Here is a 15,070-nt window from a genome sequence, read left to right as displayed (position 1 = left end):
GCGGGTGTTCGGCGGGCGTCCGGCTGATATGCGGCCGGCGTCCGGCGGGCATGCGAAGAGCACTGGGCCGGTACTCGGCGGACGGGCGGGCGGTCACCTCGGTGAGGGGGCGCCCGCCCCGAGCCACGTATCAGGCCGTGTATCAGGCCGTGTATCAGGCCGTGTATCAGGCCGTGTATCAGGCCGTGTATCAGGCCGTGTATCAGGCCGTGTATCAGGCCGTGTATCAGGGGAGTTGCTTCATGTACGACTACGACCTGCTGGTCGTAGGGTCGGCCAACGCCGACCTGGTGATCGGCGTCGAGCGGCGGCCGGGGGCCGGGGAGACCGTCCTCGGCTCCGACCTGGCCGTCCACCCCGGCGGCAAGGGCGCGAACCAGGCCGTCGCGGCCGCGCGCCTCGGGGCCCGGACGGCACTGCTGGCCCGGGTCGGCGACGACGCGAACGGCCGGCTGCTGCTCGACTCGCAGCGGGCGGCCGGGGTCGACACGGTGGGCGTGCTGGTGGGCGGGGCGCCGACCGGCGTCGCGCTGATCACCGTGGACCCGTCGGGCGACAACAGCATCGTGGTGTCGCCGGGCGCGAACGGCCGGCTGACGCCGGAGGACGTACGGGCCGCCGCCTGCCTCTTCCAGACCTCCCGGGTGGTGTCGACGCAGCTGGAGATCCCGCTGGAGACGGTCGTGGCGGTGGCGGCGTGCCTGTCGCCGGACAGCCGCTTCGTGCTGAACCCCTCGCCGCCGCGCCCGCTGCCCGCCGTGCTGCTCGCGGCCTGCGACCCGCTGATCGTCAACGAGCACGAGGCGAAGGTGATCCTCGGGGACGCGGAGGCCGGCGACCGGCCCGAGGACTGGGCGCGGGTGCTGCTCGCGAAGGGGCCGAAGTCGGTGGTCGTCACCCTGGGCGCGGAGGGCGCGCTGGTGGCCTCGGCGGAAGGTGTGGTGCGGGTGCCGTCCGTGGAGGTGACGGCCGTGGACACGACCGGCGCGGGCGACTCCTTCACGGCGGCGCTGGCGTGGAAGCTGGGTGCGGGCGCGTCCCTGGCCGAGGCGGCGGCGTACGCGGCGCGGGTCGGGGCGGTCGCCGTGACCCGACGCGGCGCGCAGGAGTCGTTCCCGACGGCGGAGGAGGTGGCCTCGCTGGGCCCTGCCGGGCGAGGTGAGTCGCTGTGCGGTGCCGTCCCGGGGGACGCCGCACCCAACGGTGGCTCCGCCACGGGCCGGACCCCCAGCAGGAAAGACGAGCCGGGCAGCGGCGCCGGAGAGCCCCAGCGAGGTGAGTCGCTGTGAAGAAGGCCGGGATCCTCAACCGTCAGCTTTCCGGTGCGCTTGCGGAGTTGGGGCACGGGGACGGGGTGCTGGTGTGCGACGCCGGCATGCCGATACCGGACGGTCCCCGGGTCGTGGACCTCGCCTTCCGGGCGGGGGTGCCGTCGTTCGCGGAGGTCGTGGAGGGGCTGCTCGCCGAGCTGGTCGTGGAGGGCGCGACGGCGGCGACGGAGGTCCGGGCGGCGAATCCGGCGGCGGCCGCACTGCTGGACGGGCACTTCCCCGAACTGGCCCTGGTCTCGCACGAGGAGCTGAAGAGGCTGTCGGCGGGCGCGCGGCTGGTGGTGCGCACGGGTGAGGCGCGGCCGTACGCGAACGTGCTGCTGCGGTGCGGGGTGTTCTTCTGACGGAGGCCCAGCACCCTCGGAAGCCTCGGCCGCACGCGGCACCCTGAGACTTAACAGGATGTGCGCTGTGCCGTTCGCTGCCAGGGTCGGTGACCGTGGCAATCGAACGGAGGAACCGATGCAGATGTCACGCCACTTGAGGTCCCGACTCGGATCGGCGGCCGTCGCGGGGGCGGCCACCGTCCTTCTCGCCGGCGCGGGCGTCCTCGCGGCCTCGCCCGCCCAGGCCGCTCCGCGGCCCTGTCCCGGAGCCGGACCGGGTGACCCGGCCCGCTGCGCCCAGGTGATCGGCATCGACCCGGGCTCGGCCCTGGTGATGCGCACCGAGCCGCGCTACGGCTCGACGGCGGTGGCCCGCTACGGCAACGGGCAGTGGCTGGAGGTCGAGTGCTGGACCACCGGCGACCCGGACGCGGACGGCCACGGCTACCGGTACTGGATGCGCGTCTCCACCGCCCGTGCCTGGGGCTATGTCAACGACTGGTACCTGGACACGGGCGGGCCCGGCACCTGGAAGCAGATCCTCCCGCCGTGCTGACCGTGTCACCGACCCTCTCACCCACACCCCCCAAAAAAACCAAGGGGAGGAAGCACACATGAACGACTCGACTCGCTCGACACGATCCGCACGGCCGCAGCGGCGGCTGCGTGCGGCGGTCGCCACGGGAGCCGTGCTCGCCGCCACGGTCTCGACCGTCCTCGCCGGAGCGGGCTCGGCGAGCGCCGCGATCCACCAGTGCTACATCTCGGGCGACCGGACCAATTGCGCGTACGTCACCGGGATCGACGCCGGTTCCTACCTGGCCATCCGCACCGCTCCCAGCTACGGAGCCGCCAAGCTTCCCGGGCAGCAGTGGCACAACGGCGAGGAGCTCGGCGTCAGTTGCTGGACCACGGGCGATCCGGACGCGGACGGCCACGGCTACCGGTACTGGATGCAGGTCGACACCGGGGTCGTCTCCGGTTACGTCAACGACTGGTACCTGGACACCGGGGGGCCGGGCACCTGGAAGCAGCAGCTCCCGCACTGCTGACAGGGACGGGCGACGGAGGATCTGGAAGGCCTTCGAGGCATCCGGAAAGCCTTCAAGGCGTCCGGAGAGGCTCGAGGCATCCGGAAAGGCTCGAGGTCCGGAGAAGCTTCGAGGGGGTCTGGTCCGTCGACCAGGCCCCCTCGGCTTTTCCCCTCCGTACCAGAACCCCCGCGATCCCCCCGGATCCCCCTCCAGAAGTCCTGATGCCATGTACGACACGCACACGCCGGTAAGGGTTGCGCAGGTCCGCGGGAAATTTTTCGGAGTGAATTCGGCAGGGGCTCGGCGAGGAACAGGTAAGCGAAGAGAACAGGCCAACGGCACATGCCAGACGCATCAAACCATTCCCGCGCATATTCCATCAATTGTGGTGAACACCCGTGATCCGATGGGCGGTTCGCCCGGATCGCCCCGCATGCTGACGTCGTCTCTGCCGCCTCTTCCGCGAGGAGTACGACCATGTCCGAGACGACCGAACCCAACATCGGCGCGTTCACCCTCGGCGACCCGCTGACCCTCGAACCGGCCAACCCGGTCGAGGTGCCGGAGCACGGGGAATGGGCGCTGCCGAACGGCTTCGCCTGGGTCTTCCCCGGCGAGGGCAACAACGGCCGTCTCGTCCGGCCCGTGATCATGGCCGACGGCTTCAACCTCGGCCGCAGCGAGCTCGACAAGCTCTACCAGGGGCTGGAGGGCGGCTTCCCGTTCATCACCGAGCTGCGCCGACGCGGCAGGGACGTGATCCTGCTCGGCTTCGAGGAGCGCAGCGCGTCCATCCTGGACAACGCGCACGCGGTCGAGGCCGTGATCATGCGGGCCGCCGCCGAGCAGTTCGGCGGCACCCGGCTGGTCGTCGGCGGCTTCAGCATGGGCGGCATCGTCACCCGCTACGCGCTGGCCAGGATGGAGGCCCAGCGCATGGACCACCGGACCGGCCTGTACTTCTCCTACGACAGCCCGCACCGGGGGGCCTCCATCCCGGTCGGCGTGCAGGCGTTCTCGTACTTCATCCCGTTCCCGAACGACTTCGCGAAGCAGATGGACAGCCCGGCCGCGCGCCAGATGCTGTGGCGGCACTACGACAAGGAGACCGGGAAGATCGGGGTCGCCAAGGAGCGCACGGACTTCCTGGCCGCGCTGGACCGGCTCGGCGGCTGGCCGCAGATCCCGCTCAGGATCGCCGTGGCCAACGGTCGCGGCGACGGAGTCGGCCTGCCCGACGTGCCGCCCGGCGACGTCGCGCTGCGGATCGACCGGATCTACCCCGGCACCACGTTCTACACCCAGGCCCAGGGCGACGACGTGACGGTCGCCTACCTCAACCGGAGATTCCCCAAGGCGGACAAGACCGTCACCACCAGCGGCTTCCCGGAGCTGGACGGCGCGCCCGGCGGCACGCTGCACACGTACGAGATCCTCGCCGAGACGATGCAGAAGCTCGGCGGCACGGTGGACCTGCGGCACGGGCAGGTGTGCTTCGTCCCGTCGGTGAGCGCGGTCGCCGTCCGCGACGTCGAACGGCAGACAGACCTGTACACCAACATCGACGAACTCCCGCCGGACGAAAGCGAGTTGGACGAATTCCTCTGCTCGTCCACGACCACCGCCCACACGGCCGTCACCGAGGAACTCTGCACCTGGCTCCTGGACCGCCTCCCTGCCTGACCCCCGCCCTACAGTCCCCCCGCCCTCCAGCCCCGCCGGCCTCCAGTACCCGGATCTCCGGTCCGGCCCATCTCCGGTCCCGCCGCCCTTCGACACCCCGGCCCCCGGTCCCGCCGGCCTTCAGTCCCGCCCGATCTCCAGCCCCGCCGCCCTTCAGTCCCGTCGGAATCAAGTCCCGCCGACCCCCAGAACCCAGAACCACCGGCCCCGGTCCTCACTCCCGCGGCGCCCCCGAAGATCCTCGCACCATCAACTCGCCCCGCACGGTGGCGATTCCGCCGGGCGGCGGCTCCTCGCGGCCCATGGCGATGCGGCCGGCCCGGGCTCCCGCCTCGGCCAGCGGCAGCCGCACCGTCGTGAGGGAGGGCACCGCGTCGATGCTGAAGGGGAGGTCGTCGAAGCCCGCCACGGACACGTCGTCCGGGATCCGCATCCCCGACTCCCGCAGCGCCGCGCACGCGCCCAGCGCGACGGAGTCGTTCGCGGCGACGACCGCCGTCAGGGACGGGTCCCGGCGCAGCAGTTCCAGCGTCGCCTCGTAGCCCGCCCGCCGGTCGTAGCGGCCGTGCACGGTCCAGCGCGGGTCCTCCTCGATGCCGGCCGCGGCCAGCGCCGCCCGGTGGCCCTCCAGTCGGTGCCGGGTCGTCGTCCGCTCCTCCGGTCCCGCGATGTAGCCGAGCCGCCGGTGGCCGAGCCCGATGAGGTGCTCGGTCAGTTCCCGTCCGCCGCCGCGGTTGTCGAAGGTCAGCGCGATCGCCGAGGTCTCCGGCGCCGGCGGCCGGCCGCACAGCACGATCCGCGTCCCCGCCTCGCCCAGCCTGCGCAGCTTCGCCGCCACGGCCGCCGCGTGCGGCTCGTTCTCCATGGCCCCGCCGGTCAGCACCACGGCCGCGGCCCGCTGCCGCTGCAACAGGGTCAGGTAGGTCAGCTCCCGCTCGGGCGAGCCCCCGGTGTTGCAGACCACTGCCAGCCGCTCGCCCCCGGCCCGGCCGCCCGGCCCCCCGATCTCCTGCTGGATCGCGCCCGCCATGATCCCGAAGAAGGGGTCGGCGATGTCGTTCACCAGGATGCCGACGAGGTCGGACGTCGCCGCCGCCAGAGCGCTCGCGGGCCCGTTCAGCACGTAGTCCAGTTCGTCGACCGCCCGCAGCACCCGCTCCCGGGTGGAAGCGGCGACGGGGTAGTTCCCGTTCAGCACGCGCGACACCGTCGCGGGGGAGACCTGCGCGCGGGCCGCCACGTCCGCCAGGGTCACCGTCATCTTCGTCGTCCTCCGGTCACGCATCTCGTCATACGTCATACGTTGTCGTACGTCGTCGTACGCCCTGGTAGACAGCCGTCGTGACGGCGCGGTTCCGGGCGTGTCGAGCAGACCTTACGGCCCCACACCCCCGCTGTTCGCCCCCTCGAACAACTCGGGATGGACACGGTCTTGTCCGGACCGCTGGTCAGAGGCTAGCTTCTCCTTGGATAGAAAGCGCTTGCTGTAACGCTGATCAGGAAGAGGCGTACGCGGCGCGCACAACCGCGTACGAAAAGCGCAGGCACGCTGCGCACGACGCCTACGAAGGGATCGACGTGACACGCAAGACGGTGCGAATCGCCATGAACGGCGTGACAGGGCGCATGGGCTACCGCCAGCACCTCGTCCGCTCCATCCTGGCCCTGCGCGAACAGGGCGGCCTCGACCTCGGCGACGGCACCGTGCTGTGGCCGGAACCGATCCTCGTCGGCCGCCGCGAGCACGCGCTGCAGGCGCTGGCCGAGCAGCACGGCCTGGACCCGCGGAACGTCTCCACCGACGTGGACGCGGTCCTCGCCGACCCGACCGTCGACATCTACTTCGACGCCCAGGTGACGTCCGCGCGCGAGGAAGCGATCAAGAAGGCGATCGCGGCGGGCAAGCACATCTACACCGAGAAGCCGACGGCCACGGGCCTCGACGGCGCCCTGGAGCTCGCCCGCCTCGCGAACGAGAAGGGCATCAAGCACGGCGTCGTCCAGGACAAGCTGTTCCTGCCGGGCCTGCTCAAGCTGAAGCGCCTCATCGACGGCGGCTTCTTCGGCCGGATCCTGTCCATCCGCGGCGAGTTCGGCTACTGGGTCTTCGAGGGCGACTGGCAGACCGCCCAGCGCCCGTCCTGGAACTACCGCGCCGAGGACGGCGGCGGCATCGTCGTCGACATGTTCCCGCACTGGGAGTACGTGCTCCACGAGCTGTTCGGCCGCGTGAAGTCCGTCCAGGCGCTCACCGCCACCCACATCCCGCAGCGCTGGGACGAGCAGGACAAGCCCTACGACGCCACCGCCGACGACGCCGCCTACGGCATTTTCGAGCTCGACGGCGGCGCGATCGCCCAGATCAACTCCTCCTGGGCGGTCCGCGTCAACCGCGACGAGCTGGTGGAGTTCCAGGTGGACGGCACGGAGGGCTCGGCGGTGGCAGGCCTGCGCAACTGCCGGGTCCAGCACCGGTCCGCCACCCCCAAGCCGGTCTGGAACCCCGACATCCCCGCCACCGAGGTCTTCCGCGACCAGTGGCAGGAGGTCCCGGACAACGGCGAGTTCGACAACGGCTTCAAGGCCCAGTGGGAGCTGTTCCTCAAGCACGTCTACGCCGACGCCCCCTACCACTGGGACCTCCTCGCCGGCGCCCGTGGCGTCCAGCTCGCCGAGCTGGGCCTGAAGTCCTCGGCGGAGGGCCGCCGCCTCGACGTCCCGGAGGTCACGCTGTGACGATCCGACTCCCGGACTCCACGGGCGCGCTGCGCACGTACGAGCCCCGCACGGAACCCCTCGCCGTCACCACCGGCGCCCCCTTCACCTCCCGCACGGTCTTCTCGGCGGCCCACGTGGTCGCCGACCCGTTCGCGGACGTGTCGCCCGACTCCCCGGCCGCCGTCGACTGGGACGCCACCCTCGCCTTCCGCCGTCACCTGTGGTCCCACGGCCTCGGCGTCGCCGAGGCGATGGACACCGCCCAGCGCGGCATGGGCCTGGACTGGGCGGGCGCGGCCGAACTGATCCGCAGGTCGGCCGCCGAGGCCAAGTCCGTCGGCGGGCTCGTCGCCTGCGGCGTCGGCACCGACCAGCTCACCGCCCCGGCGTCCCTCGCCGAGGTCCGCACCGCCTACGAGGAGCAGCTCGCCCTCGTGGAGGAGTCGGGGGCCAAGGCGATCCTGATGGCGTCCCGAGCCCTGGCGGCGGCCGCCGCCGGCCCCGAGGACTACCTGGACGTCTACGGCCACCTGCTGCGCCAGTCCGCCGAGCCGGTGATCCTGCACTGGCTGGGCCCGATGTTCGACCCGGCGCTGGAGGGCTACTGGGGGTCGCCGGACCTGGACGCGGCGACGGAGGTGTTCCTGGAGGTCATCGCGGCCCACCCCGACAAGGTGGAGGGCATCAAGGTCTCCCTGCTGGACGCCGGACGCGAGATCGACATCCGCCGCAGGCTGCCGCAGGGCGTGCGCTGCTACACGGGCGACGACTTCAACTACCCCGAGCTGATCGCGGGCGACGAGAAGGGCTTCAGCCACGCCCTCCTCGGCATCTTCGACCCGCTGGGCCCGCTGGCGGCGGAGGCGGTGCGCGTCCTCGACACGGGCGACAACGCGGGCTTCCGCGCCCTCCTCGACCCCACGGTCGAGCTCTCCCGCCACCTCTTCCAGACCCCCACCCGCTTCTACAAGACGGGCGTGGTCTTCCTGGCCTGGCTGGCCGGCCACCAGTCCCACTTCACGATGGTCGGCGGCCTCCAGTCGGCCCGCTCCCTCCCGCACTTCGCCCGGGCCTACGAACTCGCCGACGGTCTGGGCCTGTTCCCGGACCCGAAGCTGGCGGAGGAACGCATGAAGAACCTGCTGTCGCTGTACGGGGTGAACCAGTGAGCGCTCTCGGGGACCTGTCCCGCTTCTCCATCAACCAGATGACGGTCAAGCAGCTGTCGATGCCCGAACTGGTCGACGCCTGCCGCGAGTTGGGCGTGACGAACGTCGGCCTGTGGCGTGAGCCCGTCCAGAGTCACGGTCTGGAGGCGACCGCGAAGCTGGTCCGCGACGCGGGCCTGACGGTGACAACGTTGTGCCGGGGCGGCTTCTTCACGGCCATCGACCCGGCCGAGCGGACGGCGGCCCTGGCCGACAACCGCCGGGCCATCGACGAGGCCGCGACCCTGGGCACCGAAGTGCTGGTCCTCGTCTCCGGCGGCCTCCCGCCCGGCTCGAAGGACCTGCACGGCGCGCGGGAGCGCATCGCGGACGCCCTGGGGGAGCTGGGCCCGTACGCGGAGCAGCACGGCGTCCGGCTGGCCATCGAGCCCCTCCACCCCATGTACGCGTCCGACCGCTGCGTGGTCTCGAGCCTCACCCAGGCCCTGGACCTCGCCGAACGCTTCCCGGCCCACCAGGTCGGCGTCGCGGTCGACACGTACCACATCTGGTGGGACGACCGGGCGCCCGCCCAGATCGCCCGCGCCGGTGCGGGCGGCCGCATCCACACCTTCCAACTCGCCGACTGGACGACCCCGTTGCCCGAGGGCGTCCTGAACGGCCGCGGCCAGATCGGCGACGGCGCGATCGACATGCGCGCATGGCAGGGCTACGTGGAGACGGCGGGCTACACCGGCGCGATCGAGGTCGAGCTGTTCAACGACGGGCTGTGGGCCCGCGACGGCCGAGAGGTCCTCGCGGAGACGGCGGCCCGGTTCGTGGAGCACACGGCGTAGGGCTCGGCGACGGTGGCCGGAGAGGGGGATGGGGGGATTGCAGGCCCTCTCTCCGGCCGCCGAAAAAAACGGCTCGGGGGGACGAGCCGGCTAGCGCGCCACGCGGTAGCGGAGGTAGACGAATTTCGAGCTGAAGGTGCGGGTCTCGACGAGGTCGAGGCCCACCCGGCGCTCGTCTCGGGGGAAGAACGGAATGCCGCCGCCGACCAGCACCGGGTAGACCACGATCTGGTACTCGTCGATCAGACCCGACGCGGCCGCCTCGGCGGCCAGAGTCGCGCCGCCGATCGCGATGTCGCCCTCTCCCGGCTCGGCTCGCAGCCGCTCGATCTCCTCCGCCAGACTGCCGGAGGCCAGGCGGGCATTGCCCTGCACCGCCGACAGCGTGGTGGAGAACACCACCTTCGGGAGCGGATTCCAGAGCGCGGCGAACTCGAGCTCCGAGTCGTTGAGCGATGGGTCCTGGTCGGCGGTCTCCCAGTACAGCATCGTCTCGTACAGCCGTCGTCCCAACAGGTGGACGCCGACCCCTCGAATGTCGTCGACCCAGAAGCGAAAGACCTCCTCGTCGGGCGCCGACCAGTCGAAGCCGCCGTCCGGCCCGACGATGTAGCCGTCGAGTGAGACGCTCATCGAATAGCTCACGCTGCGCATCGGCAGTCCTCCTCGGTGACGGGTTTCGACACTACGACTGCCGGACGCCGCAGAACTCATCGCGACGCGCCGGATCCCCCGAGCCCTTCCCGGATACCGGCGTCCCCGCAGCCACACCGGACGCCCCGCCGGTTCGCCTGCCCGGCGGAGCGTCCGCGCGCGGTGGGAGGCCGCCCGTGGGCTCGGACAGACCCCTGGTGCAGTGACGTGTGAGCGCCACGGAAAACGAGGAGTCGTCCGCCCGCCTGCTGCCCTGGCGAGCCCTGACGGCAAGCCCTGCTACGTCGTCGGCGACGGAACGGGGTACGTGTGGCGCATGGCGGACGACGTCGAGTGCGTGCGACTCGGCATGGCGGACGACCTCCTCGGCCACGCCGACGCCCTCCTCGCGGAGCACCGGGCGACCGGGGCCGGACTCCGCTGCCTCGCTCGGCGCCTCGTCGAGTCTCTGCGGGACGTCAGGCGGCCCCAATGGCGTAAGGGGCGGGGGCACTGGAGGGCGGTCGGGTTTTGGGGTTACGCTCGGCGGGACGGTTTCTCTGACTGAGTCAGAGATGTCTCCACGGCGAGGGGATCGGATCGGTCATGACAGGGCAGGCAGTCCAGACAGTCCAGGAGTTCCGTGCCTTCAACCGCTTCTACACGAACGTCATCGGCGCCCTCGACTACGGACGCCGCCTCTACGCCCCCTACAGCCTCACCGAGTCCCGCGTCCTGTACGAACTCGCGCACGCGCCCCGCACGGACGCGGCCGATCTGCGGGCCGCGCTCTCGCTGGACTCGGGCTATCTGAGCCGGATCCTCAACCGGTTCGAGCAGGACGGGCTGGTGGAGCGGGCGCCGTCCGAGGAGGACTCGCGGCGGCGCCGTGTCGTCCTCACCGAGCGCGGCCGGGAAGCCGCCGGTCTGCTCGACGAGCGGGCCCAGGACAGCACCGGCGCGCTGCTGGAGAGCGTCGCGCCCGCCGACCGGACGCGGCTCTCCGAGGCCATGCGGACCATTCGCCGGCTCCTCGGCGAACAGCGAGGCGAACAGCCGCCGGAGTCCCAGGAGGTCCTGCTGCGCGGGCCGGAGCCCGGCGACCTCGGGTGGATCGTGCAGCGCAACGCCGCGCTCTACACGGCCGAGTACGGCTTCGACGCCGACTACGAGGGGCTCGTCGCCCGGATCGTCGCCGACTACGCCGAGGACCACGACCCGAGCCGCGAGCGGGTGTGGATCGCCGAGCTGGCCGGCCGGGCGGTCGGCTGCGTGATGTGCGTACGGGACGAAGCGCCCGGCACCGCCCGGCTGCGGCTGCTGCTCGTCGAGCCGGACGCGCGCGGCCACAGGATCGGGGACCGGCTGGTCGGCGCGGTCGTCGCCTTCGCCCGCGAGGCCGGCTACGACGACATCGTCCTGTGGACCAACGACATCCTGTCCACCGCCCGGCACATCTACCGCCGCCACGGGTTCACGCTCACCGCCGAACGCCCCCACCACTCCTTCGGCAAGGACCTGACCGGCCAGGACTGGCGACTGGATCTGCGGCGAGTAGGGTCCGAGGCATGAAGTTCGCCTTCTCCACTCTCGGTGTTCCAGGACTGTCCATACCGGAGGTACTGGCGCTCGCGTCCGCGCACGGCTTCCACGGCGTCGAACTGCGCGCCCATCCCGAGGAACCGGTCCATCCCGGCATCGGTCCGGACGAGCGGGCCGCCGTGGCCGCCGCGTTCCGGGCCGCCGGGGTGGAGGTGCTCGGGATCGCCGGGTACGCGCGGGTCGCGGCTCCCGGGGACGACGCTCCGGTCGTCGAGGAGGTCAGGACGCTGATCGACCTCGCCGCGGACCTGGGGGCGCCGTACGTCCGCGTCTTCCCGGGCGGGGCCGACGGGCAGGCGGACGCCGACGCCGTGGCCGCGCGCCGGCTGGGCACGGCCGCCGAACACGCCGCCGACCGTGGCGTACGCGTCCTGCTGGAGACCCATGACTCCCACCGCACCGGAGCGGACGCGATGCGCGTGCTCGGCCTGGTCGGGCATCGGCAGGTCGGCGCGCTGTGGGACGTCATGCACACCTGGCTGGGCGGCGAGCAGCCGCTGGAGACGTACGCGGCGCTCTCGCCGTACCTCGGATACGTGCAGGTCAAGGACATCGCCTCGGCCGAGGACACCACCCCGCTGGCGCTCGGCGCCGGGGTGCTGCCGCTCGCCGAGTGCGTGGAGGTGCTGACGCGGCACGGCTGGGACGGGTGGCTGTGCTGGGAGTACGAGAAGCGGTGGTACGAGGCCGCCCAGCCGTTGCCGGAGCTGCTGGGCGGCGGACGCGAGCATCTCGGACGACTCCTCAACGACTCCGCGTGAGCGACGACTCCGGTGAGCGTCGAATCCGGTGAGCGACGACTCCGGTGAGCGACGACTCCGGTGAGCGTCGAATCCGGGTGAGCGTCGAATCCGGGGTGAGCGCCGCAGGCCGCATCTGAACCACCGCGACCTGAACTACCGCACCCTGAACTTCGCTTCCCCGTCCGCGCACCACTCCAGCACCGACGGCCAGGAACCGTATCCCGCGTCCAGGTCGAGGTGGGCTGCGCCGGGGAGGAGTTCGGCGGTGAGGCCCAGGGGGTCGCCGTAGACGGCCTGGACGCCTTCCGGGCAGTACGGGTCGTCGTCGCCGGCGACGAGCCGGGTGGGGGTGGGGAGTTCGAGGGCGTCGAGCGGCGGGGGCGCAAACTCCGCGACCTCGGGGTAGCCGGCGAGCACCGGGCCCGACGGCGGAGCCACCAGCAGGACGCGGTCCACGTCGCCGGTCCCCGGTGTCTCCCGCGCGACGGCGTGCAGCCAGAGCGGGACGGAGAGGCTGTGGGCGACGACCACACGGTCATCGGAGTCCGGCAACTCCCTTAGATGCCGCTCCAGTTCGCCCAGCCACTCCGGCAGGCCGGGGTCGTCCGGGTCGGGCAGCTGCGGGTAGACGACGGCGTGGCCGAGCGCGGTGAGGCGGTCGGCGAGCCAGTGCTGCCAGTGGTCCTCGGGGCGGTGGTTCTGCCAGCCGTGGAGGATGAGGAAGGAACGTGTGGTCATGACCCCGCTGCTTTCAGTGCATCAGTGCTTCAGTGCTTCAGTTCTTTCGGCGCTTGCCGTGCTTGCCGTGCTTTCGACGCCACGCGTTCCTCCAGCCGTGCCCTGCGCTCGGGCCATTCGTCCGCCGTGATCGAGAAGATCGCGGAGTCGCGGAGGCGGTCGTCCTCGCCCGGGGCCCACGAGCGGGACCAGTTGCGCAGGACGCCCTCGAAGCGGGCGCCGACGCTCTCTATGGCGGCGCGGGAGCGGGCGTTGCGGGCGTCGGTCTTCAGGTCGACGCGGGAGACGCTCCACTCCTCGAAGGCGTGCCGGAAGAGGAGGAGTTTCGCCTCGGCGTTCACGCCGGTGCCCTGGGCGGAGGCGGCGAGCCAGGTGAAGCCGATCTCGACGGCGTCGAGTCGGTCGTCGTCCCGCCAGGTGCGCGGTTCCCAGTACGAGGTGGCGCCGACCGCCCGCCCCGAGGCGAGGGAGACCTGGGCGTAGGGCGCGAGCCGGCCCGTGGCCGCGCGGGCGAGCTGGGCGTCGACGTAGTCGCCGACCTCGTCGGCGCGGGGCACCCACGTGAACGTGTACGTCCCCCGGTTCTCCTCGGCCGCCGCCGCCAGCTCGGCCGCGTGCCGCCGCTCCAGCGGCTCCAGGCGGACCAGCGTGCCCTCGAGAACCGGCCCCCGCAGTGTGAACGTCACCCGATCAAGTCCTTTCTCAGCTCCGCGAACGCCTCGTGGAAACCGGGGAAAGTCTTACGGACGCAGCCGGGGTCGTCGAACGAGATTCCGGGGACGCGCAGACCGGTCACCGCGAAGGACATGACGATGCGGTGGTCGCCGTAGGTCTTGATGTCGGCGCCCGTGGGCGAGCCGTCCGCGGCGGAGCGGATCTCGATCCAGTCGTCGCCCGTGGCGACCTCCACGCCCAGCCGCCGGAGGTTCTCCGCGCAGGCCTCCAGCCGGTCGCACTCCTTGACGCGCGTGTTCGCCACGTCCTCGATGCGCACGGGTCCGGAGGCGAAGGGGGCGATCGCGGCAAGAGTCGGCATGGTGTCGGAGATGTCCCGCATGTTGACGGTGACGCCGTGGAGTTCGCCGGTCCCGGCCACGGTCGTACGGTCGGCGCCGACGTCCACCCGTGCGCCCATCCGCCGCAGGACGTCCACGAAGCCCAGGTCGCCCTGGAGCGCGCCCGCGCCGAGTCCCGGCACGGTCACCTCGCCGCCGGTCACCGCGGCCGCCGCGAAGAAGTAGCTCGCGGTCGACGCGTCCGGCTCGATCGCGTAGGTCGTGGCCCGGTAGCCGCCCGGCGGGACGACGTACGTGTCGCCCTCGCGGCCCACCTCCGCCCCGAACGCCCGCATCATCGCGATCGTGATCTCGACGTACGGGACCGAGACCAGGTCCGTGACCGTGATGCGCAGGCCGGTGCGGGTGAGCGGGCCGAGCAGGAGGAGGGCGGTCAGGTACTGGGAGGACTGGCCGGCGTCCAGCACCACCTCGCCGCCCTCGACTCCGGCCGCCCGCACGGTCAGCGGGTGGTGGCCCTCCGCCGCCTCGTGCCGCAGGTCCACGCCCAGGTCGCGCAGGGCGCGGGTGAGCGGGAGGAGGGGGCGGCGGCGCATCTGCGGGGAGGCGTCGAAGCGGTAGACGCCGTGTCCGGCGGCGGCGAGGGTCGGCAGGAAGCGGGCCGTGGTCGCCCCGTCCCGGCAGTAGACGTCGGCCTCGGCGAGCGCTGGCCCCTGCGGGCGGCCGTCGACCTGCCAGGCGCCCGGGGTCCGTCCGACGCGGTAGCCGAGCCGGGTCAGGCCCTCGGCGAACCCCTCGGTGTCGTCGGACCGGAGGGGGCGCTGGAGGGTGGTGACGCCGTCGGCGGCCGCGGCCAGGAACAGGGCGCGGGCGGTGATGGACTTGGAACCGGGGATGTCGACGAGGGCCATGCCCCTCATGATCCCGCGCCGGTCCGCTCCACTGCCGGTACGTCCACGGGATGGACGACGGTCGAGGCGGTGTCCTGCGCTTGAACAGACGGCGATGCGGCCGGAGCCGCGGACGCAGCTGCGGACGCGGATACGAACGGGGCGCCGGACAACGGAGCAGGGGGCGGGACGGCCGGCGGGGTTGTCGGCGCGGCCGCAGCCGAAGACGTCGGCAGCGTAGTCGGCGAAGCCGCAGGCGAAGACGTCGGCGAAGCCGCAGGCGAAGACGTCGGCGAAGCCGCAGGCGAAGACGTCGGCGAAGCCGCAGGCGAAGACGTCGGCGAAGCCGCA

Annotated in this window: 15 protein-coding genes; 10 read left to right on the top strand and 5 right to left on the bottom strand. The window is 72.0% G+C overall.

The features are described 5' to 3' along the window. Positions 1-242: 242 nt before the first annotated feature. The 5 genes from ACIBAF_RS29695 to ACIBAF_RS29675 all read left to right on the top strand — a co-directional run bounded on the left by ACIBAF_RS29695 (position 243) and on the right by ACIBAF_RS29675 (position 4,374). Positions 243-1,289, top strand: coding sequence for a ribokinase (locus tag ACIBAF_RS29695; RefSeq protein WP_399467118.1), 1,047 nt, complete (start codon positions 243-245; stop codon positions 1,287-1,289). Then, positions 1,286-1,675 carry a D-ribose pyranase gene (gene rbsD, locus ACIBAF_RS29690; protein ID WP_079662126.1) on the top strand — a complete coding sequence of 130 codons (390 nt, stop codon included), beginning with the start codon at positions 1,286-1,288 and terminating at the stop codon, positions 1,673-1,675. The genes ACIBAF_RS29695 and rbsD overlap by 4 nt, the downstream gene beginning before the upstream one ends. Before the next feature lie 124 nt (positions 1,676-1,799). Then, the gene (locus tag ACIBAF_RS29685) at positions 1,800-2,213 is read left to right on the top strand and encodes a hypothetical protein (protein WP_399467115.1); all 414 of its coding nucleotides are present in this window, start codon (positions 1,800-1,802) and stop codon (positions 2,211-2,213) included. Positions 2,214-2,271: 58 nt separating this feature from the next. Then, complete coding sequence (locus ACIBAF_RS29680) at positions 2,272-2,709, top strand: hypothetical protein (RefSeq protein WP_399467114.1); 438 nt, start codon at positions 2,272-2,274, stop codon at positions 2,707-2,709. A gap of 459 nt (positions 2,710-3,168) precedes the next feature. Beyond that, positions 3,169-4,374, top strand: a complete 1,206-nt coding sequence (locus ACIBAF_RS29675) for an esterase/lipase family protein (protein ID WP_399467112.1) — start codon at positions 3,169-3,171, stop codon at positions 4,372-4,374. 214 nt (positions 4,375-4,588) lie between these two features. Here ACIBAF_RS29675 and ACIBAF_RS29670 read toward each other — a convergent pair whose 3' ends face one another. Further along, positions 4,589-5,635: a LacI family DNA-binding transcriptional regulator gene (locus tag ACIBAF_RS29670; protein WP_399467110.1), complete on the bottom strand. Its 1,047-nt coding sequence runs from the start codon at positions 5,633-5,635 to the stop codon at positions 4,589-4,591. A gap of 317 nt (positions 5,636-5,952) precedes the next feature. On the opposite strand from ACIBAF_RS29670, the gene ACIBAF_RS29665 reads away from it, so the two are divergent. From ACIBAF_RS29665 to ACIBAF_RS29655, 3 genes are read left to right on the top strand one after another with little or no spacing between them, the layout of a single operon-like run. Beyond that, a complete protein-coding gene (locus ACIBAF_RS29665; protein ID WP_399467108.1) occupies positions 5,953-7,110 on the top strand; it encodes a Gfo/Idh/MocA family protein in 1,158 nt (385 codons plus the stop codon). Then, positions 7,107-8,261, top strand: coding sequence for a dihydrodipicolinate synthase family protein (locus ACIBAF_RS29660; RefSeq protein WP_399467106.1), 1,155 nt, complete (start codon positions 7,107-7,109; stop codon positions 8,259-8,261). Before ACIBAF_RS29665 ends, ACIBAF_RS29660 begins: the two co-directional genes overlap by 4 nt. A gap of 38 nt (positions 8,262-8,299) precedes the next feature. Beyond that, positions 8,300-9,097, top strand: coding sequence for a sugar phosphate isomerase/epimerase family protein (locus ACIBAF_RS29655; RefSeq protein WP_399467217.1), 798 nt, complete (start codon positions 8,300-8,302; stop codon positions 9,095-9,097). 90 nt (positions 9,098-9,187) lie between these two features. Here the strand turns inward: ACIBAF_RS29655 and ACIBAF_RS29650 are convergent, their stop codons facing one another. After that, entirely contained in the window at positions 9,188-9,751 is a 564-nt protein-coding gene (locus ACIBAF_RS29650) for a dihydrofolate reductase family protein (RefSeq protein ID WP_399467104.1), read from the bottom strand. 585 nt (positions 9,752-10,336) lie between these two features. Here ACIBAF_RS29650 and ACIBAF_RS29645 point away from each other — a divergent pair. Next, positions 10,337-11,302, top strand: a complete 966-nt coding sequence (locus ACIBAF_RS29645) for a GNAT family N-acetyltransferase (RefSeq protein WP_399467103.1) — start codon at positions 10,337-10,339, stop codon at positions 11,300-11,302. Beyond that, on the top strand, positions 11,299-12,093 hold the full coding sequence (locus ACIBAF_RS29640) for a sugar phosphate isomerase/epimerase family protein (RefSeq protein WP_399467102.1): 795 nt from the start codon (positions 11,299-11,301) through the stop codon (positions 12,091-12,093). The genes ACIBAF_RS29645 and ACIBAF_RS29640 overlap by 4 nt, the downstream gene beginning before the upstream one ends. Before the next feature lie 135 nt (positions 12,094-12,228). Here ACIBAF_RS29640 and ACIBAF_RS29635 read toward each other — a convergent pair whose 3' ends face one another. From ACIBAF_RS29635 to aroA, 3 genes are read right to left on the bottom strand one after another with little or no spacing between them, the layout of a single operon-like run. After that, positions 12,229-12,813 carry an RBBP9/YdeN family alpha/beta hydrolase gene (locus ACIBAF_RS29635; protein WP_399467100.1) on the bottom strand — a complete coding sequence of 195 codons (585 nt, stop codon included), beginning with the start codon at positions 12,811-12,813 and terminating at the stop codon, positions 12,229-12,231. A 29-nt stretch (positions 12,814-12,842) separates the two neighbouring features. Beyond that, positions 12,843-13,499 (bottom strand): GNAT family N-acetyltransferase, encoded by a 657-nt coding sequence (locus ACIBAF_RS29630; RefSeq protein WP_399467099.1) that lies wholly within the window; start codon positions 13,497-13,499, stop codon positions 12,843-12,845. After that, complete coding sequence (gene aroA / locus ACIBAF_RS29625) at positions 13,496-14,740, bottom strand: 3-phosphoshikimate 1-carboxyvinyltransferase (RefSeq protein ID WP_399467216.1); 1,245 nt, start codon at positions 14,738-14,740, stop codon at positions 13,496-13,498. Before aroA ends, ACIBAF_RS29630 begins: the two co-directional genes overlap by 4 nt. Between the last annotated feature and the right edge of the window lie 330 nt (positions 14,741-15,070).

The sequence above is a fragment of the Streptomyces sp. NPDC051677 genome (assembly GCF_044453465.1).
Lineage (GTDB): Bacteria > Actinomycetota > Actinomycetes > Streptomycetales > Streptomycetaceae > Streptomyces.
This window is presented reverse-complemented; position numbering and strand designations above follow the sequence as displayed.